Here is a 23540-nt window from a genome sequence, read left to right as displayed (position 1 = left end):
ATATAACAGCAAATAAACATTATGATAAATCTACATTTTTTGACAATTTAGATAAAAACATATTGAAAGATATAATTATTAAACAAATAATTGAGATAAACGGAAATACAAATTTAATAAGATCAAAAAAAATATCTATAAACATACCTGCATCACTGTTATTAGATATAGAATACCTAAACAAAATAGTAACACTATCTTCTTTTATTTTAGCTATTGAAGTAACTAATATGGATATTAATCATGATAGTTTTAATATTTTAAAAAAACACATGAAACATATATTAAAAACAAGTAGTACTGAATTTTGGCTTGATGATTTTAGTTCAAATAGATATGATATTGAAATTGTAAGAGCATTTCCTTGGAATATAATAAAACTAGATAAGTCAATTTTTAACAGTCATGATTATTTTCATGAAAATATAAATATCTGTAAAGAAATACAAAAAACAAAGCATTTTGAATTAATTGTTGAAGGTGTAGAGAATAAAGAAAAACAGAAATTAGCAAATAAGTATAGTACCTTTTCTCAAGGATATTTATATGGTAGACCAAAAAAGACATCACATTATTTAAACCTTATAGCTTCAGCATAAGTATCTATTTAATTATTTTTTATAATTCTGAGAACAAAGCAACTCTCTATTCGAAGTACGGTTCCCACAGTCAAATGCTTTTGATAATGTTCACCCGCAGTATGAAGCGGCATAGTTAATTTTGTCTTCTTTAAAATGATAGTAACAGCTTATTAAATAATGTCGCACTAGCAAAAATGACTGCACCTGCATCAGTATTACTGTTCTAGAATTCTTTGTAACTAACTATGAACACTCAATCGCTAACATGACTATCTTTGCGTTATCTTGGTTTGATGCACATAAAGAGGTATTCACACGAGTAGGAATTAGTCATACATTACTATGGGTAACGAGTGGCATACTATTTCTAGAATTCGATCACACACTGAATAAGATATGCAACTTTATGGTTAATTAATAGACTGTTATTCAATAATAGTTACAAAAATGGCGAGCTAATTAGCTCGCCATTTCTTTATCTGTTAGCCAACCATTAGGTTTTGTTAGTGATTATCTGCGTTTAACAAATCACCTTTAGCAGCTTTAAGATATTGCACCATTGACCAATAAGTTAACACCATTGCAATATAAAGTGATGCATAACCTAACCACACAACATATTCATGTGGATGCCATAGTAATAATAATAGTGCAAACATTTGAGAAGCTGTTTTAACTTTACCTACCCATGAAACCGCTACACTTGCACGTTTACCTAGTTCAGCCATCCACTCACGTAGTGCTGAAATAATAATTTCACGTCCAATCATAGTAATAGCAGGCACTGTCACCCACAACGTATGATAATGTTCAACCACTAGCACCATTGCGGTTACGACCATTAATTTATCCGCAACAGGATCAATAAAGGCACCAAAACGGGTAGTTTGATTAAGCTTACGCGCAAGATAGCCATCAAACCAATCCGTTACACCAGCAACCCAAAAGATTAACGCAGTAGCAAACGCCGACCATTCATACGGTAAATAAAAGGTAATAACAAAAAATGGGATAAGAATGAGCCGGATAAAACTTAAAATATTTGGGATTGATAAACGCATAATTTTATTCTTATGTTCAAGATCTGGGCCTAACATACAATCTAGACTACTCTAAAAAAACTAAAAGAGTGTGCCTTTTCTGTAAATTCAACCAATTAAAGTACTGTAGCAATGATGACCTTCAAAGCGACAGACTAACCATGTTGCAATGCATCGACTATTTTTTCCGCTAAAGCTAAACTGATACCAGGCACTTTAGCAATTTCTTCTTTATTTGCTTTTTTCAGTTCTTGCATTCCACCCATGTATTTTAATAAAGCCTGACGTCGTTTAGGTCCAACTCCCTCGACATCTTCAAGTGTACTACGTTTTCTTACTTTTGCTCTCTGGGCACGGTGACCACTGATCGCATGATTATGACTTTCATCGCGAATATGTTGTATTAAATGTAACGCGGGAGAATCACTTGGCATAGAAAATTCTTCACCCGTCACGAAAATTAAAGTCTCAAGACCTGGTTTTCGTGTGGTTCCCTTTGCAACACCAACTAACATTGGTCGTTTAGGCCACTCAGCAATATATGGTTTTACAACATCATACGCTCTTGAGAGCTGACCTCTACCCCCATCTATGAAAATTATGTCTGGAATTTTATCCAATTCCATGTTTTTACTATATCTGCGCTCCAATACTTGTGCCATTGCAGCATAATCATCGCCACCAGTGATACCACTAATATTATATCGACGGTATTCTTGCTTTAATGGGCCTTCATGATTAAAGACCACACAAGATGCCACGGTCTTTTCACCCATGGTATGACTAATATCAAAACATTCCATGCGTGAGATAGGTTTTAAATTTAAGGCTTGTTGCAGGGCAAAGAAGCGTTCTTGAATCGTCATGCGATGATTCAGTTTACTGGTTAGTGCCGTTGCAGCATTAGTTTGTGCTAATTTCAGATATTTTGCTCGCGTACCGCGAGGATGGTATTTAATCGTGATTTTACGCCCCGCTAACTCTGACAGTGCAGTTAAAATTGCATCACTATCATCCCCTAGTTCCTCACTCAATAAAATAATACTCGGAATAACACGTCCTTCCGCCTGATTAAAATAAAACTGAGTTACAAAACTTGATAATACTTCTGTCAGCGAAGCATCTACTGGCATTTTAGGAAAATAACTGCGACTGCCTAAAATTTTACCCTGACGAATATATAAACCATGGATACACGCCATTCCATTTTGGTGAGCAATACCAATAACATCTAAATCGTCTTGATTATCTTGACTAACAAATTGTTGTTCTTGAATGCGACGTAAAGCTTGGATCTGATCACGATAAACAGCTGCTCGTTCAAAATCGAGTGCCATACTGGCCTGCTCCATTTTTTCGACCATGGTGTTGATCACTTGGCGATCTTTACCTTGTAAGAATAAACGCACCCATTGTACTTGTTGCTGATAATCCTCATCAGATACTAGACCAGCAACACACGGACCTGAACAACGACCAATTTGATACATTAAACAAGGGCGACTACGGTTAGCATAAACCGAATCTTCACATTGACGGATAGGAAATATTTTTTGCATTAGATGCAAACTTTCACGCACAGCAGAAACATCGGGATAGGGACCAAAATATTCACCTTTACGACGCTTTACACCGCGATGAATAGAGAGTCGAGGATGTTTACTAGCACTTAACAAAATATAAGGATAAGACTTATCATCTCGTAATAAGACATTATATTTGGGTAAATACTGCTTAATATAATTGTGTTCGAGGATTAATGCTTCCGTTTCTGTATGAGTTACAGTCACATCAACTTTACAAATATTTTTAACTAACGCGCGTGTTTTCTCACCGCTAACATTAATACGGAAATAGCTGGATAAGCGTTTTTTGAGATCTTTTGCCTTACCAACATAAATTACCTCACCGCTGGCGTCATACATACGGTAGACGCCAGGTTGGTGAGTGACTGTTTTGAGAAAACTTTGGGCATCAAAAACAGTACCATCATCCACATGCTCAGACACTACAAGGTCTCAGTATCAAGCATGCCATGACGAATCGCTAGATGTGTTAACTCAACATCACCACTAATATTTAACTTATTAAATAAACGATAACGGTAACTATTCACAGTCTTAGGACTTAAACTCAATTGTTCTGATATATCGGTAACTTTTTGGCCCTTCGTAATCATCATCATGATCTGTAATTCACGCTCTGACAGTTCTTTAAATGGATTTTCTGAATCGGGCGCGAACTGACTTAAAGCCATTTGTTGAGCAATTTCAGATGAAATATATCGCTGACCACTGTTAACCATACGAATGGCGTTAACCATTTCATCTGGCCCAGCACCTTTAGTTAAATAACCCGAGGCGCCGGCTTGCATAACTTTAGTTGGAAACGGATTTTCCGTATGTACCGTTAATACAATAATTTTAACATCCGGGTTGAAGCGCAAAATTTTACGGGTAGCTTCAAGACCGCCGATGCCTGGCATGTTCATATCCATAAGAATAATGTCTGCATGATTGCTACGACACCACTTTACGGCTTCCTCACCACTGATGGCTTCCCCTACCACTTTAATACCACGGACATCTTCAAGAAGACGTCGGATCCCTGTGCGAACCAGTTCGTGATCATCTACAAGGAATACATTAATCAAGCTGTATCTCCAATATGATTTGGCTCTGCACCCTGCCACTATGGCGGGATAGCTAACTCACTAATACTTATAATTCTACCTCAACTTCGAGATTAACCTCATACTGATTCTGTGTCTCAGTGCAAAGTTTCACATAAAGTTAAGACTTGACAGTTTACGGCTATCTATTTTTTACACGCTGCAAAATAATGACCGTTGTTCGATTATTGTCTATTTTATAATAAAAATAAAGCCCCAAAAAATGAGTATATTTATATGGTTAAAATACCCAGATAAAAAATAACCAAATCAGCAAATTATAACAGCTCATTAACCTAACTTCGGTAACAGAAACTAATGCTGATTATTCTTTAGCCGTCTAGATGTAAAGCATTCCTTTCCGAGAAAGATTACGTTATCATAGCGCCGCTTTTGGTTTCACATTTTACTATATTACGTTTTCATACTGAAAAGACTTATAACGCTCTTACTTAATAATGGATTATTAGTGCTGAGTTGCCCTTGAAGATGGTTTCAACTATCACGGCGTACTCTGCTAATTGGCATGGCCTGTCTAATCTGTAACATGACGATTACAACCATAAGCATTTGTATATCCAATTATTGCATTTCATCGATGACTGAATGTCTCGATGGCTGAGTTAACAAGGTTAAGTTATGAGTCTTTCTGCTAAAACAGTTGTTGTTATTGCAATTGGTGCAGCTTTATATGGCATAGGTGGTTTGCCTATGTTCGGTATTCCTGTTTTTGCCAATACTACCCTTAAACCTGCAATGGCTGTATTAGCCTTATTTGCAGTTCTCTTCGGCCCACTGGTTGGATTTCTAGTTGGTATTATTGGGCACTGGGTGACTGATCTCTTTGCCGGCTGGGGAGTATGGTTCACATGGGAACTTGGCTCTGGCATTGTTGGCTTAATTATTGGTCTCTACCCTATTCTTACCCGTGGCCGCTTAGAAATGGGACTATTTTCTAAACTTGATTTTAGTCTCTTTGTGCTACTTGCATTCATTGCCAACGTTGTCGGCTATGGCTGCTCTGCTTTCCTTGATGCTGTACTTTATGCCGAACCTTTTACTAAGGTACTGGTGCAACTCGTTATTATTGCATTAAGTAATACCGTTATTATTGCCTTTGTCGGTCATTTAATTCTGACTTCGGTAGCTAAGCGTAAGCAGCAAAGCTTCAACCTAAAAGAGGCTTATTAATAATGAGTATCGTCTTTAATAACTTTTCGTTTAAGTATTGGGCTCTTGAAAACCCCACTCTCAAAAATATTAACCTAACCATCAATAAAGGCGAAAAAATTGCCCTTATTGGTCCAAGTGGTTGTGGTAAATCGACCTTAGGTCAATGCCTGAATGGGCTTATTCCTCATGCGATTAAGGGTGATTGTAGTGGCGAGTTATACATTAATGGTAAAAACACCCGCAGCTTAGATCTTGATCACTGTACTAGTATGGTCGGTACTGTATTGCAAGATACTGATGGTCAGTTTGTAGGATTAAGTGTCGGCGAAGATATTGCTTTTGCACTTGAAAACCAAATGATTCCACAACAAAAAATGCGTGAAATCGTACAAGCCACCGCGAATATGGTCGATTTAAACAGTATTTTATATCACTCCCCTTTTGACTTAAGTGGTGGCCAAAAGCAACGTGTATCCCTCGCTGGTGTGATGGTGGATGACGTTGATATTTTATTATTTGATGAGCCTCTTGCTAGCCTCGATCCTAAAACAGGTAAAGCGGCAATTGAAATCATTGATAATTTGCATAAAGATTCTGATAAAACGGTCATTATTATTGAACACCGTTTAGAGGATGTATTACACCGCCCAATCGATCGTATTATTATGATGGAGCGTGGTGAAATCATTGCAGATATGACACCAGATGAGCTGTTAGCCAGTCCGTTATTACAACAACATGGTATTCGTGAGCCGTTATATATTTCTGCAATCAAAGCAGCGGGATGCACGATCACAGCTGAAGATAAGCCGGCTTATTTTTCCACGATTAAGCTTGATAAATTCAAACCTCAAATCGAAGATTGGTTCCATCAAGTTAAACAGCCACAAGTAGAACCAATAAACGATGTGCTACTAAGTGTTAATAACCTTAGCTATTCTTATGATGGTATTCGCAACACGCTAGATGATGTCAGCTTTGATATTCATAAAGGTGAGTTTGTTGCCATTATGGGAAAAAATGGCTCTGGTAAATCAACCATCACCCGTTTGATTATGGGTGTATTAGAAGCCGATAACGGTACTATCACTCTCGATGGTAAAAATTTAGCTAACCAATCTATTTTTGAGCGTAGCCAACATATTGGTGTCGTAATGCAAAACCCCAATCATATGATCTCACATCATATGATTTTTGATGAAGTTGCATCGGGTCTGCGTAACCGTGGTATGGATGAGGCGCAGATTAAGATAAAAGTAGAAGCGACGCTTAAACTTTGTGGTCTGGGTCGCTATCACCACTGGCCTGTCGATGCCTTAAGCTTTGGTCAGAAAAAGCGTGTCACTATTGCGACAATGTTAGTCCTTGAACCTGATTTGCTCATCCTAGATGAACCAACTGCAGGCCAAGATTACCATCATTACACTGCTATGATGGCCTTTATTCAAGAGCTAAATCAAAAGCTAGGACTTACCATTGTGATTATTTCACATGATATGCACTTAGTACTTGAATATACCCAACGCGCTATTGTGATTGCCGATAATCGCTTACTTACCGATGATAAGGTCAATCATATTTTTAGCCAGCCAGCATTACTGGATCAAGCCAACTTAACCGTTACGAGCTTATATTCACTCGCTCAAGCAATCGGAATTGAGCAGATTGATCAATTTATTCGCTGTTTTATCGCCCACGAAGTAAAAAATAAATAACCATGAAAAGCAAACATTTAAAATTTGGCATTAGTTATGTCAACACTAACTCTTGGCTACATGCCTTAAACGGTATTACCAAGTTTGTGTTATTTATGGCGTGGGTAACCATGGTGTTACTCACCTTTGATCTGCGTGTTATTTGTGGATTAATCATTGTTGGGTTATTGCTATTAAAAGCCACTAAAATTCCATTTGCTGTCTATAAACCACTATTAGTGGGTACCGCGGTGGTGTTACTCATGAATGCTTTATTTATGTTTTTGATTGCCCCTCAGCAAGGCACTGACTACATGCATTCAACCACCGTATTAGTACATCTTTTTGGCCACTATAATATTACTCTTGAAACGGTATTTTACTTACTTACCGTCACGCTTAAATATTTTAGTATGTTCCCGATTGCGTTAGTGTTTGTTTTCACGACTCATCCAACGGAATTTTCAGCCAGTTTAAATAAACTTGGTGTACCTTATCGTATTGCTTATGCAGTGAGCCTAACGTTACGTTATTTACCTGAAGTAATGAAAGATTTCACCAATATTATGCATGCTCAACAAGCACGCGGCGTGGATATTTCAAAGAAAGCACCAGTAATGACACGTATTCGTAATGTTGCCAAGATTCTGGGGCCGCTGATATTCTCAAGCTTAGATCGTGCAGATGTGATTTCTAATGCGATGACATTACGTGGTTTCGGACGTAATAAAAAGCGTACTTGGTATAGCTTAAAACCGATGACAAAAAATGATGTGATAGCTTTAGTCATTATCGCGCTCGTACTTGGACTCGGTATTCTGCATCGTTATCAATCAACGACTCTATTCTGGTACCCTTTTCATTAAGACTTCATAAAGCATAATTAAAAACCGTCATTTATTGGCGGTTTTTTCATTTAAGCCGCTGTAATTCCTACCTTCATTACTTTCTTATTAGCCTTATTTTCATTTTATCCCTCGTTAACAATATTAACTGCTTTCTCACACAACAAGAAAAGCAGTTTTTTACTCATTGTCACATTCATGATTTAACCGTACCTTGGGTTAACAAAAAATACACTTACTGTTTACTGGTTGAACAATTATTCGCATTTTGATAACTAAAAATCATAAAAAACACCAGATAAATACTTACTGATACAAATACAACAGTAACTATATCGTGATCAAAGTAACACCAATTATCACTCTGTAATAATCATTGAAAGGATTTTAAAATGAAACTACTCGCTATTATTGTTAGTGCGCTGGGAGGTGTATTTTTCTCATCTTTCGCAACAGCGGCTAACAACTTTATTTCTATTGGTACAGGTGGCCAAACGGGCGTTTATTACATTGCTGGACAATCTATTTGTCGATTTGTAAATCGCACCACAGATACCCATCAAATAAAATGTAATGCCCCAACCAGTGGCGGTGGGGTTGCTAACGTCAATGGCCTACGCAGCCACGAATATAATTTTGGTATTATGCAGTCGGATCATCAATTTAAAGCCCTTAACGGCTTAGCCCCTTTTCAAGATCATGGCAAAATGTCCGATATTCGTGCGGTCTTTTCTCTTCAAAGTGAGGTATTTACTATCCTTGCTCGTGAAGACTCTGGAATTCACTCCTTTGACGATCTTAAAAACAAACGGGTGAATTTAGGTAACCCAGGTTCAGGTCAGCGTGATACTTTTGAACAAATTTTAGCAGTCAAAAACTGGAACAGTGATGTGTTTAGTCTGGTATCTGATCTTAAACCAGCAGAACAAGCGCCAGCGATGAGCGATAATAAAATTGATGCTATGAGCTATTTTGTCGGCCACCCTAATGGGGCAATTCAAGAGGCATCAACAACAACAGATACGCGCTTAATTCCTGTTGTTGGTCCTGAAATTGACGCGTTATTAAAAGAAAAAAGTTATTTTACTAAAGCGATTATTCCCGGTGGTATGTACCGCGGCAACCCCAATGATACCGTTTCTATTGGCGGTAAAGCAGTACTGTCTACCAATGCAGCAACAGATCCTGAAATGGTATATCAATTAGTGAAGTCAGTATTTACTAACATTGATCGTTTCAAGCGCCTACACCCAGCTTTTGCCGATCTAAAAGAAACTGACATGATAAAAACAGGCTTAACAGCACCATTGCACGATGGCGCTATTCGTTACTATAAAGAACGTGGTTGGATGTAACCGCACTGCCAAGCGAGATATATTGTTATCTCGCTTGCCCTCTTTTTTACTAATGAAAAGACACAACATCCTATTACTTTAATTACGTTTCCTGTTTTCATTAGTACCAATCTGTAAGTGAATACATATGGCTCAACAACATATAACGCTAGATACCCCTCTTTCTACAGAAGATCTAATAGCTAAAGATGTTGGTGCACGTTTACCAACAGGAATGATGGCCAAAATCATTACATTTTTAGCCATTTCATGGTCACTGTTTCAGCTATGGATAGCATCTCCGCTACCTTTTATTATTGGGATTGGGGTATTTAATGACACCGAGACTCGTGCAATCCATTTAGCTTTTGCTCTTATTCTTGCTTTTTTAGTTTTCCCTGCGAGACACTCTTCAGCTACCGATCGTGTCCCTTACAGCGATATCGCATTAGGTATGATTGCAGCAGCAACCTCATTGTATTTATTTGTCATGTACAATGAATTAGCTCAACGTCCAGGAAGCTTAACCCAATTCGATTTAGTCATCGCGTGTATTGGTTTACCATTACTTCTCGAAGCTGCTCGACGCGTATTAGGTCCAGCCTTGCCTCTCATTGCCCTTGGCTTTATTGGCTATAGTTTTGCAGGTCCTTGGATGCCGGGGCTACTTGCTCACCGTGGCGTCCAGTTTTCATCATTAGCTAACCATCAATGGATCACCACCGAAGGCGTATTTGGAATTGCCCTTGGTGTATCCACCAGCTTTGTATTTCTATTTGTACTTTTTGGTGCCTTACTTGAACGAGCCGGCGCAGGACATTATTTTATTCAATTAGCATTTAGTTTATTAGGCCATCTTCGAGGAGGACCGGCAAAAGCCGCGGTGGTCGCATCAGGGTTAACTGGCTTAATCTCTGGCTCATCAATTGCTAATGTCGTTACAACTGGCACATTTACCATTCCTATGATGCGTAAAGTCGGTTTTAGCAAAGAAAAAGCTGGTGCGATAGAAGTCGCTTCATCGGTGAACGGCCAAATTATGCCTCCAGTAATGGGCGCCGCTGCTTTTTTAATGGTTGAATATGTGGGTATTCCTTATATCGATATTATTAAACATGCGTTTTTACCGGCGGCAATTTCATACATCACCCTATTATATATTGTTCACTTAGAAGCTTTAAAACTAGGCATGGTGGCAATTGAGCCTAAGCACCACAAACCGTGGCTAGTACGCTTAACCAGTTTTAGCTTTGGCTGTTTATTAATTAGCGGCTTTTCTTTAGCTATCTATTATGGCTTAGGGTGGATCAAACCATTACTCGGTAATTATGCTGGGTATGTAATTGGAGGATTATTAGTCGCGGTATATATAGGGTTACTCAAAGTAGCGGCCACCCACCCACCACTACCAAATGATGATCCTGAAGCTCCACTGGATACATTACCCGAAACACGCAGTGTCTTATTAGCAGGATTACATTTTATTCTGCCAGTCGTGGTCTTAGTATGGTGCTTAATGGTGGAGCGTCTATCTCCTGGATTATCTGCTTTTTGGGGATCAGTGATGCTGGTTGGCATTATTGTTACTCAACGTCCATTACTGAGTTTATTACGTAAAGATGGTTATCATTACGGCAATTTTAGTGATGGAAAGAACGATCTGATTGAAGCTTTAATTGCGGGTTCACGCAATATGATAGGGATAGGTATTGCTACAGCGACAGCTGGTATTATTGTCGGTGCAGTATCTCAAACTGGCGTTGGCTTAATTTTGGCTGATTTAGTTGAAATGCTGTCAATGGGCAACCTGATGTTAATGCTAATTTTATCTGCATTACTCAGTCTTATTCTTGGTATGGGATTACCGACAACGGCTAATTATATTGTTGTTTCAAGCTTGCTCGCACCTGTAATTGTCACCCTCGGCCAACAAAATGGCTTAATTGTACCGCTAATAGCAGTACATTTATTCGTATTCTATTTTGGTATTATGGCTGACGTAACGCCTCCAGTCGGATTAGCTTCCTTTGCTGCAGCGGCAGTATCAAAAGGCGATCCAATAAAAACGGGAATCACAGCGTTTTATTACAGTTTACGAACAGCAGCATTACCATTCTTATTTATCTTCAACACTGATTTACTACTCATCGATGTTAGTGCTACTCATGGAATTATTATTTTTATCATTGCAACCATTGCAATGCTTATTTTTGCGATGGCAACCCAAGGCTGGTTCATTACCCGCAATCGATGGTATGAAAATATTGCACTGTTATTGATTTCGTTTACTTTATTTCGACCGGGATTTTGGCAAGATTTAATCGTTGAACCTTATCAGAATATTGCACCAACGCACTTGGTGAGTACCCTTGATAACCTCCCTGCTGGTGATGTTATTCGAATGCGGATTGCTGGCGAAGATGCTATCGGTAAACATCGAGAGTTTAGCGTGCTATTTACTGTTCCTAAAGGAGAAAATGGTCAACAAAAACTCGCACAAATAGGTATTGAAACCTACCAAAGCCAAGGTAAAACACTCATTGATATGGTGACATTTGGAAGTCCAGCTGCCACCGAACAATTACAGTTTGACCAACAAATTGTAGATATTCGAGTTCCTGTTGAACGCTGGCGTAAAGAATGGTTATGGCTGCCCGCTATTTTAGCGTTTGGTATCATAATTCAAAACCAACGCCGCCGTTTACAATCAATATCGACACCGAAAACCACTGTCATCGCATAAATAAAAAAGCCGATCATCTGATCGGCTTTTTATTTTTATATATCTATACTTATTGATTAATTATTTTTAGCTCGCTGTAAGCTTCGCTCTCTTTGGCCTTTGATTACCAAATAAATACCAACCAAAATAAATGGAATACTTAATAACTGACCGGTATTAATAACCATATCGGTTGAGTAATCGGCTTGATGTACTTTAATAAACTCTAATAAGAATCGTACTGTCATCACTAATACTAAGAACCAACCAAGCAGTAACCCTTTATACTTACCTATATCGGTTTTACGATATAAAGCAAACAATAAGAAGAATATTGCCAGATAAGAGAAACCTTCGTAAAGCATAACTGGGTGACGTGGAACTAAATCAACACGTTCAAACACAACCGCCCATGGCAAGCTACTTGGAGTACCTAAAATTTCCGAATTAAAGAAATTACCGAAACGAACAAAGAAACCAAAGAGTGCCGTTGCAATCGCTAAACGATCGAGTAGCCACATACGGTCAATAGTATACTTTTTACTGTAGTAGTAAACCGCAATGATTAAGCCTAAACCACCACCATGGCTTGCTAATCCACCTTCCCATACAGCAAAGATTTTCGCAGGGTGTGCCCAGTAATAATCTGGATCATAGAACACTACATGAAATAATCGAGCACCAACAATGATACCAACAACAGCATACATAAGTAATGAATCTAAACTTTCAACAGGTTTATTTTCACGTTGATAAATTGACTTCATAACTTGGAAGCCAAACGTAATAGCGAGCGCAAATAGCACGCCATACCAATGTATCTTTAAACCAAAGAATGACACTAGTATTGGATTAACATCCCAAACAAAATGATTCAAACAAGATTACCTTCTGAGTGAACAATAGCTAAAACAATAGACGCTATCGATAATAGTCACAGATTAGCAAGAAAAACCAGTGGGGTGAATAAACAGCAGCTTAATTTATCAAACTATTTCTAATAAATACGGTTAATATTTCATCAAACAAAATCTATTCAGCAAGCTTTTAAACATATTAATGCATCATATTTGTAATTTTATGCCTTAATAAGACTTTACATAATAATTAATACTTGACGTCAAATAACAATAATTGCATATAATAGCCTCTAAATTTAATTAAAGGCTTAAGATGTATATTAAACGTCTTCGCACAATTTGGATTACAAGCTTTACACTTATAGCATTATTGTTATCAAGTGTTGCAGCCAGTGCGCCTTTAATGTCAGTAAAAATGCTCGGTATGAATAATACGATGACGACAATGTCATCAACGATGGATTGTTGTGATGATGAATCTATGACTTCTCATCAACATCATCAAGCACCAAAATCTACTACCCATTGCGATAAAATGGGTGGAATCGACAAATGTTGCTCCGTCGCATGCTTTACGGGTGTTGCTTTTTTGCCCAGCCCGTTTGGTAGTATCTTCCAGCAATCAAATCGTACGTTAATTACCATAGAAAAAACACACCATTTAAATACCACCACGCCAACACTATATCGCCCTCCAATAGCGTAAATCCTTTTAATCTCCTTTTACTCACGACACTTTTATTGTCGTGATAGGTTAATTGCATCTTACGATCTGTATTTAATTATTTTGCAGCAGATCTAAGATCACCATAAGCCTTACCCAATTCAATCACTGAGCTATACCATTACTGCTTAATTGCATTAGTAATCGTAATTAGCTTATTGATAAAATTGGCCTATATGCTTATGGAAGATTGGATTACGTTATGAACGTTACAACTTCTATGCTAGCGCTAACTATCAGCGCAGTAGCCATTATGCCGTCAGCACTTTTCGCGGCCCCCACAACGGCACCAGTTGAACAAACCTCGCCACAACAATTGGCGCAATTGATCACAAGGGCACTTAAGAGCGATGCCAATATCGCGCAAATTAAAGCTCAACAACATGCCATGCTAGAAACAAGTTCAGGAGCGAATAGCTTACCCGATCCGAAACTAAAGCTTGGTATTGGCGGTCTACCTACAGACAGCTTTTCTGTTAACAAAGATCCAATGACCACCTTATCTATTGGGTTAATGCAGCAATTCGATCGCGGTAACACCCTTGATTTACAACAACAAAAAGGCAATATTCAAGCTCATGCCATTGGTATTCAACAAGCTGTGCGTGAACTGGATATCACGACGAAAATAACCCAATTATGGTTAGAGCTTGGTTATCAACAATATACTTATCGCACCTTGCAACGAAACCATCGCCTAATCACTGAATTGGCTAACGTCACTAGCACTAACTACGGCATCGGTAGTGGTGAAGCTCAAGATCTCCTGCAAGTTAAACTCCAATTAGTAAAAATAGAAGATAAATTACAGGCTAACCAACAAATACAACGCCGTATCATGGCACAACTGTCTGAATGGCTTGGTGCTGATTGGCTAACAAATCAAGTGATGATCCAAACATCAAACCAGTTACCTTGGCAACAGTTAAATAAATTAATGCCACGTTTAACCGCTACAACACAGCATTATCCACTACTTAAAAACCATCCGATGGTACAAATAGCCAATAGCACTATCTCCGCCAATGAAACCCAAGTTGCCATCACTCAGCAAGCTTACAAACCTCAATTTGGTATTGAAGTCATGTATGCCTCTCGTCAAGCTAATGCAATGTCTGGTAAGCCTGCATCCGATCTTGTTAGTGCTTATCTGACGATGGATCTACCGTTATTTACTGATAATCGTCAAGATCATCATGCTGCGGCAGCGCAATATCAGGTGGGGGCCGCAAAGTCTCAACGTGACCTGCTATTAAATCAAATGAATGCCAAAGTAAATGCCTTACTGGTTGAACAGGATAATTTACGTCAACGTCTAGCACGCTATAAAAACACCCTACTTAACCAAGCAAAAGCACGTACTCAAGCTGTAGAACGTGGTTATCAAAACAATACCGCGCAATTTAATAATGTTATTGCAGCGGCAACTGATGAACTCACATTAGACATCGAACAAGCTCGTATAACCACAGATTTGAATATTACCAATGCGAACCTCGCGGCATTAGTTAATGGTTTTGATATTCAACCACTCTCGCTACAGCTTCAACATTCAACCATCAATAAGTAGGTAAATCATGTCTTCAAAAAGTACAGTTAAAATCGCCGCCGCTGCGTTACTTATTGGTACAGCTATTGGTGTAACAGCAACCCATTATATCTCCAGTAACTCAACATCCATGACAGCTATTGCAACAACGGCGACAGACAAGGAACCGTTATATTGGGTTGCTCCAATGGATCCTAATTATCAGCGAGATAAGCCAGGTAAATCACCAATGGGAATGGATTTAATTCCTGTCTATGCTGAAGATTCTCCAACAGCTACTGTTGCTGGTACCGTCACCATTAATGCCGCAGTGGAAAATAACCTAGGTGTAAAAACAGCAGCTGTTATTAAACAAAAGTTATCTCCCCAAATAGATACCATCGGCTATGTTGCTTTTGATGAAAGTCATCTGTGGCAAACGAATATTCGAGTCAGTGGTTGGGTACAAAAATTATATGTTAATGCCGTGGGCGAGCAGGTTCATAAAGGCGATGTACTATTTACACTATATTCACCTGAAATAGTTAAATCCCAACAAGAATTACTCAATGCCTATCGAACTGGTCGCAGTGGCTTAATGCAAGGTGCGCGTGATCGCTTAATGGCTCTTGGGGTCGATAAACAGCAAATTGAACAAATCATTAAAACGGGCAAAGCAACTAAAACAATCGAAGTAAAAGCCATCGCCGATGGTGTTATTGCCAGTTTAAACGTTCGTGAAGGGGGATATTTATCTCCGGCACAAGTCGCAATAAGTGCTGGACCTCTAAATGAAGTTTGGGTTAATGCCGAAATATTTGAACGCCAAGCACACTGGATAACTACTAACAGTAAAGCCACCATGGCATTAGATGCCATCCCTGGTCAACAATGGCAAGGTAGCGTGGATTATGTTTATCCAATTTTAGACCCTAAAACGCGTACATTACGGATGCGGTTAAAATTTGCCAACCATAACGGTCAATTAAAACCTAATATGTTTGCCAACATCACCCTCACTCCTACCACTGATAAAGCGGTACTCACAGTACCGACCCAAGCCGTTATCCGTTCTGGTGATATGACCCGTGTCGTATTAGCTGAAGATAATGGTAAGTATCGATCTGCAAGGATCAAGATTGGTCGAGAAGCCAATAATCGAGTTGAAGTGTTAGCTGGATTAACAACAGCAGATCGTATTGTCACTTCTGCACAATTTTTACTTGATTCAGAATCAAGTAAAAGTGCTGATCTGTCTCGTATTAATGGTGTCGACAGTGTCGATAAAAACCTTATCGTCACGTGGGCTAAAGGTGAGATCACCGCGATCAATACCGATCAGGGTGTATTAACAATCAACCACCAGCCCGTGAGTGCTTGGAATTGGCCTGCGATGACAATGGATTTCAACGTCAATAAAAAACTGAATATCAATGCGTTAACTGTAGGTCAACCGCTTAAATTTGAAATCCAAAAAACAGCCAACAATCAATATCAAATTATTGATTATAAGAAAGATACCAAGAAGGCTATTAATGAAGTTTGGGTCAATGGTGATATTTCAATGTTAATGGCTGATTTCAATATGATCACCGTTAACCACCAGCCTGTTCCTGCATGGCAATGGCCCGCAGGTGAAATGAACTTTACGGTTAATGACACCATTGCTTTAAACCATTTTAAACAAGGCCAGTCCGTTCGATTTAAGCTGGTTAAAAATGGCAGTGATTACACGCTACAAGATCTTCAACCAATGGAGAGTACACTATGATCCCTGCTATTATCCGGTGGTCAATCAACAACCGTTTATTAGTCTTGATTGCCGCATTATTTTTAACGATTGGTGGTTTATACAGTGTTAAAAATACGCCAGTTGATGCCCTACCCGATCTTTCCGATGTTCAGGTAATTATTAAAACCAGCTATCCCGGTCAAGCACCACAAGTGGTTGAGGATCAAGTCACTTACCCATTAACAACCGCTATGTTAGCCGTACCAGGCGCCGAAACTGTACGTGGTTATTCCTTCTTTGGGGATTCTTATGTCTATATTATCTTTAATGATAATACCGATATCTATTGGGCTCGTTCACGAGTACTGGAATATTTAAGCCAAGTTGCGCCTAAATTACCCGCCAATGCAAAACCTACCTTAGGCCCAGATGCAACAGGGGTTGGCTGGATTTATAGCTATGTATTACAAGACAAAACCGGCAAACACGATCTAGCAGAACTACGTAGCTTACAAGATTGGTTTCTAAAATATGAACTCCAAACCGTCGCTGGCGTCTCTGAGGTCGCAACTGTTGGTGGTATGGTTAAACAATACCAAGTTCAAATAGATCCCTCCAAATTACGGGCATATAACCTGACGTTACAGCAAGTCAATATGGCGATTCAAAACGGTAACCAAGAAACAGGTGCCTCTGTTATTGAAATGGCTGAAGCTGAACATATGGTGCGTACCACTGGTTATTTAACCAATATTGAGGATATAAAATCATTACCGCTAAAAGTCACGGAAAATGGTACTCCATTATTATTAGGCGATATTGCAGATATTAACCTTGGCCCACAAATGCGACGTGGTATTTCTGAATTCAATGGCGAAGGTGAAGCCGTTGGTGGCGTTATTGTGATGCGCTTTGGTGAAAACGCCAGTCAAGTGATCACTAATCTCAAAACAAAACTGGCACAATTACAACGGGGATTACCAGAAGGTGTGGAAATTGTTGCCACCTATGATCGCTCAACGTTAATTGATCATGCTGTTAAAAATCTTTGGCAAAAACTTGCTGAAGAATTTCTAGTGGTAGCCATCGTTTGTGCCCTCTTTTTATTCCATATTCGTTCTTCATTAGTAATAGCGATTAGCTTACCCATTGGGATTTTATCGGCTTTTATCATCATGCATTGGCAAGGTATTAATGCCAATATCATGTCATTAGGTGGTATTGCAATTGCCATCGGTGCCATGGTTGATGGGGCTATCGTAATGATAGAAAATGTTCATAAGCATATTGAACGCACACCACTAACAGATAAAAATCGTTGGCAAGTGATTGGCAAAGCCGCTGAAGAAGTTGGTACTCCACTATTTTTCTCATTACTGATCATTACCTTAAGTTTTGTGCCAGTATTTGCTCTCGAAGGGCAAGAAGGAAAAATGTTCTCGCCATTAGCATTTACCAAAACCTATGCCATGGCGGCGGCGGCAGGTTTAGCGATAACGTTAGTACCCGTACTAATGGGCTATTTTGTTCGAGGTAAAATTCTACCTGAACATAAAAACCCAGTTAACCGAGCAGTGATAGCTCTTTATCGACCATTATTAAATTTAAGCCTCAAATTCCCAAAAACAATGATTATTGTGGCTATCTGCTTAATGGCTTCTTCGTTGTACCCATTAACCAAGCTTGGTAGTGAATTCATTCCACCGTTAGATGAAGGTGATTTGATGTACATGCCAACCACCTACCCCGGTATTTCGATTGGTAAAGCACGCCAGCTGTTGCAACAAACCAACAAACTGATCAAAACCGTTCCTGAGGTCGCTACCGTTTGGGGTAAAGTCGGCCGTGCAGATACTGCAACAGATCCAGCGCCTTTAACCATGATTGAAACGGTGATCCAATTAAAACCACGGGATCAATGGCGAGATGGTGTTACCACCGAATCTTTACGCCAGCAATTAGATCAGTTGATCCAATTTCCAGGGCTAACTAACGCTTGGGTAATGCCGATCAAAACTCGAATTGATATGTTAGCGACAGGCATTAAAACACCGATAGGGATCAAGATTGCAGGCCCCGATCTTAAAGTGATCGAAAAGATCGGTGCTGAGCTTGAGCCTATCCTCAATAATATTTCAGGTACTACATCTGTCTATGCTGAGCGCGTCGCTGGTGGTCGCTATATCACGATTGATATTAATCGCCGTCAGGCTGCTCGTTATGGACTAGCAATTAAAGACGTTCAACAAATCGTATCTACTGCTGTAGGCGGAATGACTGTTGGGGAAACTATTGAAGGATTAGAACGTTATCCAATTAATGTCCGTTACCCGCAAGCTTATCGAGATTCAGCGGTTAAATTACAAAATTTACCGTTAATTACCCCCAATGGTGCACGCATTGCATTGGCTGATATAGCTGATATTCGTTATGAAGATGGTCCGCCGATGATCAAAACCGAAAATGCGCGTCCAAATGGATGGGTGTTTGTCGATATTGAGCAGCGAGATTTAGGTTCTTATGTTAGCGAAGCACAGCAAGTAGTTGCCGAACAATTACAGCTCCCAGCAGGGTATTCATTAGCATGGTCAGGTCAATATGAGTACATGGAACGAGCAAAAGCCCGTTTAAGCATTGTTACACCCATTACTCTTGCCATTATTATGCTACTGCTCTATTTCAGTTTTCGCCGTCTACAGGAAGTGTTCATTATTATGGCGACACTCCCCTTGGCAATGGTCGGCGGTTTATGGCTGATGCTCATTCTTGGCTTCAATTTCTCGATTGCTGTTGGCGTGGGCTTTATCGCTCTCTCAGGTGTCGCTGTTGAAATTGGTGTGATTATGCTGGTGTACCTCAATCAGTCATGGGCATTTAAAAAACAAGATGCACAAAGCCAACAACGCCTGTTAACTGCTGATGATTTACAGCAAGCGATTAGCGAAGGGGCTGGATTACGCGTACGCCCAGTTATGATGACCGTATTAACCGTTATTATTGGTTTGATCCCAATCATGTATGGCTCAGGTACTGGATCTGAAGTGATGCAACGTATAGCTGCCCCTATGATTGGCGGTATGGCCTCCGCACTGTTACTTACCCTATTAGTACTTCCGGCAATTTTCAAACTTTGGAAAAGCCGTGAGCTTAAAACCACGACAACACCATCAGTAAATTAATCATCAATAACAAGGAATGAACCATGAAAAAAATACTGTTTACTTTAGCACTAGTCTTAACAACCACTAATGCCATCGCTGCTATGGATCACTCAACGATGGATCACTCACAAATGGATTCCAATAAAATGGACCATCAGATGATGAATATGAAAAGTATGTCTGATGTAGGGATGCCAGCAACAGGTTCAAAACCCGATAAAGTGGCTTATGTCATTCTTTCTGATGACATGAAAATCACCTTTAAAAAACCCGTCGATATCAAGCCTAACGACGTGGTGCAGTTTGTCGTTATTAACCAAGGAAAGATGGCGCACGAGTTTTCAATTGGATCTCCCCAAGAGCAAGCACAATACCGAACAATGACTAAAGAGCATCAGGCTGATAATGGTAACAGCGTTATAATAGCTCCGGGTACAGCGAAACAAGTCTTATGGCATTTCCATGGTAGTAACAAGGTTGAACTTGCTTGTAATATTGCAGGTCATGCACAAGCTGGAATGACGAAAGAAATAACACTATAACGGAAAAAATAATCACTAGAGGTAGATAATTTTATCTACCTCTTTCATCTAAAAATCAAATAGTTAAAAATCAGAATAATAATAGGCTAATTTATCCATGATAATGTTATCTAATAGATTAATATCACTATAAACGTTAATATCTAACGCCAATAACTTTTGCTCAATATCTGTTGCTGATTCTGAAAAAAATAATGTCGGTAAATGGAAATAACTACCAGCAAGACACTGGTTATGAGCAGTTAAATAATCCACTGTATACTCAAAAATACGCTGCTGAATAAGTACGCTTTGGGCTAATGAGCTAACTTTAAAAGCCAGTGGTGTCGACCAATCTAAATATTGTCCTTGATAAGAGGCCAAAGATTGGGTTAATGGCTCGCTTGTTCCTTGATAAGAGACTAACGCTTGTGCCAAAGCCATCGACGCATCAATCACCTCAACGTTAGCAGGTAACATGCCTTCTATTTTAAATCGCTGACAGCTCGTCGCTGTTAATGCCAATGGTAATTCTGTACAACCTAATACAACGCTGGTACATCCTTGTGTTGCAATTTCATCAGTGATCACTTCACATAGCAATAACTCTGCTTGCTTGGTAATTTTAGCTGTTTTAATACCAAAGCTTGGGTTATAAATCGCCTCCATAATCTTCGCTTGATTAACAACTGATGGCTGAGTAGCTGTCATTCCCTTTGCTGTTAATGCCGTTTGATACAGTCCTGACTCGACTAAACTATTCACTCCCATCACTAAGACCGTATCTTGACAACCTTGTAATGAGGTTGCTGTTTGATTAATCATATCGACAAATGCCACAGGGATATTCGGTAATATACGCCGAAATAATTCATGGGCGCTATTACACGCTAAGCCAATATGATCAACATCTAAATACTGCATTAATCGTAATGTATAAACTGCAGTATCAAATTTACGTAATTCAGGTATATCAGTCGATAACCATTGTTGCATGACTTCTTGAGGCTTATAAGCTAAACGGGCATTGCCAAAAGCAACAAATTGATAGTCTCTATCCACTGGCAGCGAAGTCATTTTTACCATCAAATCGACCATTGCTTCATTGCCCATACCACCAATGATACCAATACGTGGTTGTTTAAAATTATCCTTAATTTTCATAAGCTCACCGACTCAATATTTATAACTGAAGTTGATAGCTTACAAACTAACCAGTTTTTTTCTTTGATTGGTACAATCAATATCACGAATAAATTGACAAATATGTTAGTAAATATTTCAAAAACTAACGCTTAAATATCTATTTATCAAACAGAAGCCAATAAAAAAGCAGCTTCAATAGAAGCTGCTCTTAATATTTCATTTCAACGAAGACGATTACTTCTCGTCAGTTGTTTCTTCTAGTGATTCTACACCACGAAGATTAATCTGTAGTGCTTGTAAAAAGTTACGTAATACTTGATCTTTACACTCACGGTAGTGTTTATGATCCACTTTACGGAAGAAAGCACTTAATTCATGTTTGCTTAAACGAAAATCAACTAACTTCAACAAATCAAGCACATCTTCTGCTTTTAGATTTAGTGCAATCTGCAATTTTCTAAAAATAATATTATTTGTGATTTTTTGCTCTGGCGCAGGCTGTTCGCCTTCTTTTTTGCCACGCTTTTGATTAATAAAGCCATTTAAAAAAGTAGCAACTTGCTCATCAGAACAACTTTTATAACCTTCTGCATCGTCAGCTTTTAACCAACTGCACACTTGCTCACGCGTTACTTCACAATCAGCCGCAGCAAAAATAGCGATCATCTCACTATCATTTAAATCAAAAGTATAGCGAACACGGCGCAAAACATCGTTATTAGTCACAATTTATCCAACTTAGTATGCTGTGGTTGCAATAATCACAGCGAAATTATCGATAAATAATAACAGATAATTCATTGCTATTCACCCGTATCTAGTAGCTTTTGTACATCAACCATACCAATCATAGCTTTATTTAACGGATTTTTCTCAGCCGTGATTAATAATTTCCCAGCACCATACCAATGAATAGCTTCCCATTGTGAATAAATACCTAACCGCTTATAAATACCAGTCGACCAATCTGGTTTATTATTCTTAACTTTGACTAACCAGATGAATGAATATCCTAAATACAGATTTCGACGATATCCAAGGAACGCTAATGTCGCTGTTTTGGGGTCATAATCAACACTAGTAATTAACCCTTTACTCGCATATTCAGCAATCGGTTTCACATGTTGAACTTGATCTACTTTTGATTTATTCAACTGATAAAGCTTTGTTTTTTCATTTTTCCAATTCTTGGTAAACAGCCAGATTTGATCACCGACCACTGTAATCGCTTCGCTATCGAAATTGTGCTTATTAAACCAACCTTTTTTGAAATCAGTATATTGATATTTTAACGCCGCTGTCGGGGTTACTACTCGCTGTTGATTAAGCTGGTTTCGATCTATTTTATAAATCACACCACCTTCACGGTTTGCTAGATTATTGCCAATGTCGCCAACATATAAAAATTGCTGATCTTGCGCTAAATCTTCCCAATCCTGATTACGACTCTTATCAACTTTTACAATTTGTGCCACCCCTTTTAAATCATGATCTAACCGATAAAGCTTATTTTGACCGTAAGTATCATTGTGAGTCCAAACATCACCATCAATAATGGCTAAACCCGATGTCTCGCTTAGATTTTTAGGCATATATGTCAAAACATCTACATAAAGAGTATTTCGCACAAAATATGTGGCTGCCATACTACATGACGACAGTAATAATATAACTATCAACCCTGCTAGAATTCTTTTCATTATTAATTAGTTATCCATAAAATTCACAATATAAAAAAGCACTAATTAACTATCATATCATTATCTTTAATATATGAAAAATCACTATAAATCATACAAAATCACGAT

At 38.7% G+C, this 23540-nt stretch carries 18 protein-coding genes; 11 read left to right on the top strand and 7 right to left on the bottom strand.

The annotated features are described in order from the left end of the window. Nucleotides 1-599 (top strand): EAL domain-containing protein (locus C0W29_RS15695; protein WP_158260031.1); only part of this gene is annotated, 599 nt, incomplete at its 5' end. A 485-nt stretch (nucleotides 600-1084) separates the two neighbouring features. Here the strand turns inward: C0W29_RS15695 and pgsA are convergent. From pgsA to uvrY, 3 genes are all read right to left on the bottom strand, one after another. Beyond that, nucleotides 1085-1642, bottom strand: coding sequence for a CDP-diacylglycerol--glycerol-3-phosphate 3-phosphatidyltransferase (pgsA, locus tag C0W29_RS15690; protein ID WP_045043924.1), 558 nt, complete (start codon nucleotides 1640-1642; stop codon nucleotides 1085-1087). Nucleotides 1643-1776: 134 nt separating this feature from the next. Next, nucleotides 1777-3630, bottom strand: a complete 1854-nt coding sequence (uvrC, locus tag C0W29_RS15685; protein ID WP_107174196.1) for an excinuclease ABC subunit UvrC — start codon at nucleotides 3628-3630, stop codon at nucleotides 1777-1779. Then, entirely contained in the window at nucleotides 3630-4274 is a 645-nt protein-coding gene (uvrY, locus tag C0W29_RS15680; RefSeq protein WP_036794168.1) for a UvrY/SirA/GacA family response regulator transcription factor, read from the bottom strand. Before uvrY ends, uvrC begins: the two co-directional genes overlap by 1 nt. 657 nt (nucleotides 4275-4931) lie before the next feature. Between uvrY and C0W29_RS15675 the strand changes: the two genes are divergently transcribed. From C0W29_RS15675 to C0W29_RS15655, 5 genes are all read left to right on the top strand, one after another. Next, nucleotides 4932-5483 carry an ECF-type riboflavin transporter substrate-binding protein gene (locus C0W29_RS15675; RefSeq protein WP_036794166.1) on the top strand — a complete coding sequence of 184 codons (552 nt, stop codon included), beginning with the start codon at nucleotides 4932-4934 and terminating at the stop codon, nucleotides 5481-5483. Between the two features lie 2 nt (nucleotides 5484-5485). Further along, nucleotides 5486-7180, top strand: a complete 1695-nt coding sequence (locus tag C0W29_RS15670) for an ABC transporter ATP-binding protein (RefSeq protein WP_045045718.1) — start codon at nucleotides 5486-5488, stop codon at nucleotides 7178-7180. Between the two features lie 2 nt (nucleotides 7181-7182). Further along, the gene (locus C0W29_RS15665; protein ID WP_045043912.1) at nucleotides 7183-8025 is read left to right on the top strand and encodes an energy-coupling factor transporter transmembrane component T family protein; all 843 of its coding nucleotides are present in this window, start codon (nucleotides 7183-7185) and stop codon (nucleotides 8023-8025) included. A gap of 371 nt (nucleotides 8026-8396) precedes the next feature. Then, on the top strand, nucleotides 8397-9359 hold the full coding sequence (locus tag C0W29_RS15660; RefSeq protein ID WP_036794160.1) for a TAXI family TRAP transporter solute-binding subunit: 963 nt from the start codon (nucleotides 8397-8399) through the stop codon (nucleotides 9357-9359). 127 nt (nucleotides 9360-9486) lie between these two features. Beyond that, nucleotides 9487-12081 (top strand): TRAP transporter permease, encoded by a 2595-nt coding sequence (locus C0W29_RS15655; protein WP_045045717.1) that lies wholly within the window; start codon nucleotides 9487-9489, stop codon nucleotides 12079-12081. A 56-nt stretch (nucleotides 12082-12137) separates the two neighbouring features. On the opposite strand, the gene lgt is transcribed toward C0W29_RS15655, so the two are convergent. Continuing rightward, nucleotides 12138-12938, bottom strand: a complete 801-nt coding sequence (gene lgt / locus C0W29_RS15650) for a prolipoprotein diacylglyceryl transferase (protein WP_045043914.1) — start codon at nucleotides 12936-12938, stop codon at nucleotides 12138-12140. Between the two features lie 295 nt (nucleotides 12939-13233). Between lgt and C0W29_RS15645 the strand changes: the two genes are divergently transcribed. The 5 genes from C0W29_RS15645 (at nucleotide 13234) to copI (ending at nucleotide 20607) form a co-directional block, all read left to right on the top strand. Further along, nucleotides 13234-13626 carry a hypothetical protein gene (locus C0W29_RS15645; RefSeq protein ID WP_045043915.1) on the top strand — a complete coding sequence of 131 codons (393 nt, stop codon included), beginning with the start codon at nucleotides 13234-13236 and terminating at the stop codon, nucleotides 13624-13626. A 238-nt stretch (nucleotides 13627-13864) separates the two neighbouring features. After that, entirely contained in the window at nucleotides 13865-15214 is a 1350-nt protein-coding gene (locus C0W29_RS15640; protein WP_235869037.1) for a TolC family protein, read from the top strand. 7 nt (nucleotides 15215-15221) lie between these two features. After that, nucleotides 15222-16943, top strand: coding sequence for an efflux RND transporter periplasmic adaptor subunit (locus C0W29_RS15635; RefSeq protein WP_045045715.1), 1722 nt, complete (start codon nucleotides 15222-15224; stop codon nucleotides 16941-16943). Next, complete coding sequence (locus C0W29_RS15630; protein ID WP_045045714.1) at nucleotides 16940-20083, top strand: efflux RND transporter permease subunit; 3144 nt, start codon at nucleotides 16940-16942, stop codon at nucleotides 20081-20083. The genes C0W29_RS15635 and C0W29_RS15630 overlap by 4 nt, the downstream gene beginning before the upstream one ends. A gap of 23 nt (nucleotides 20084-20106) precedes the next feature. Then, nucleotides 20107-20607, top strand: a complete 501-nt coding sequence (gene copI, locus C0W29_RS15625; RefSeq protein WP_045045713.1) for a copper-resistant cuproprotein CopI — start codon at nucleotides 20107-20109, stop codon at nucleotides 20605-20607. Between the two features lie 63 nt (nucleotides 20608-20670). Here the strand turns inward: copI and C0W29_RS15620 are convergent, their stop codons facing one another. The 3 genes from C0W29_RS15620 to C0W29_RS15610 form a co-directional block, all read right to left on the bottom strand. Next, entirely contained in the window at nucleotides 20671-21750 is a 1080-nt protein-coding gene (locus C0W29_RS15620; RefSeq protein ID WP_045045712.1) for an aspartate/glutamate racemase family protein, read from the bottom strand. A 216-nt stretch (nucleotides 21751-21966) separates the two neighbouring features. Continuing rightward, nucleotides 21967-22458 (bottom strand): YehS family protein, encoded by a 492-nt coding sequence (locus C0W29_RS15615; RefSeq protein ID WP_045043920.1) that lies wholly within the window; start codon nucleotides 22456-22458, stop codon nucleotides 21967-21969. A gap of 77 nt (nucleotides 22459-22535) precedes the next feature. Beyond that, nucleotides 22536-23324 carry a hypothetical protein gene (locus tag C0W29_RS15610; protein ID WP_235861955.1) on the bottom strand — a complete coding sequence of 263 codons (789 nt, stop codon included), beginning with the start codon at nucleotides 23322-23324 and terminating at the stop codon, nucleotides 22536-22538. Between the last annotated feature and the right edge of the window lie 216 nt (nucleotides 23325-23540).

The sequence above is a fragment of the Photobacterium kishitanii genome (assembly GCF_003026355.1).
Lineage (GTDB): Bacteria > Pseudomonadota > Gammaproteobacteria > Enterobacterales > Vibrionaceae > Photobacterium > Photobacterium kishitanii.
The sequence above is the reverse complement of the archived record's forward strand: the minus strand, read 5'-3'. Positions and strand labels throughout refer to the sequence as shown.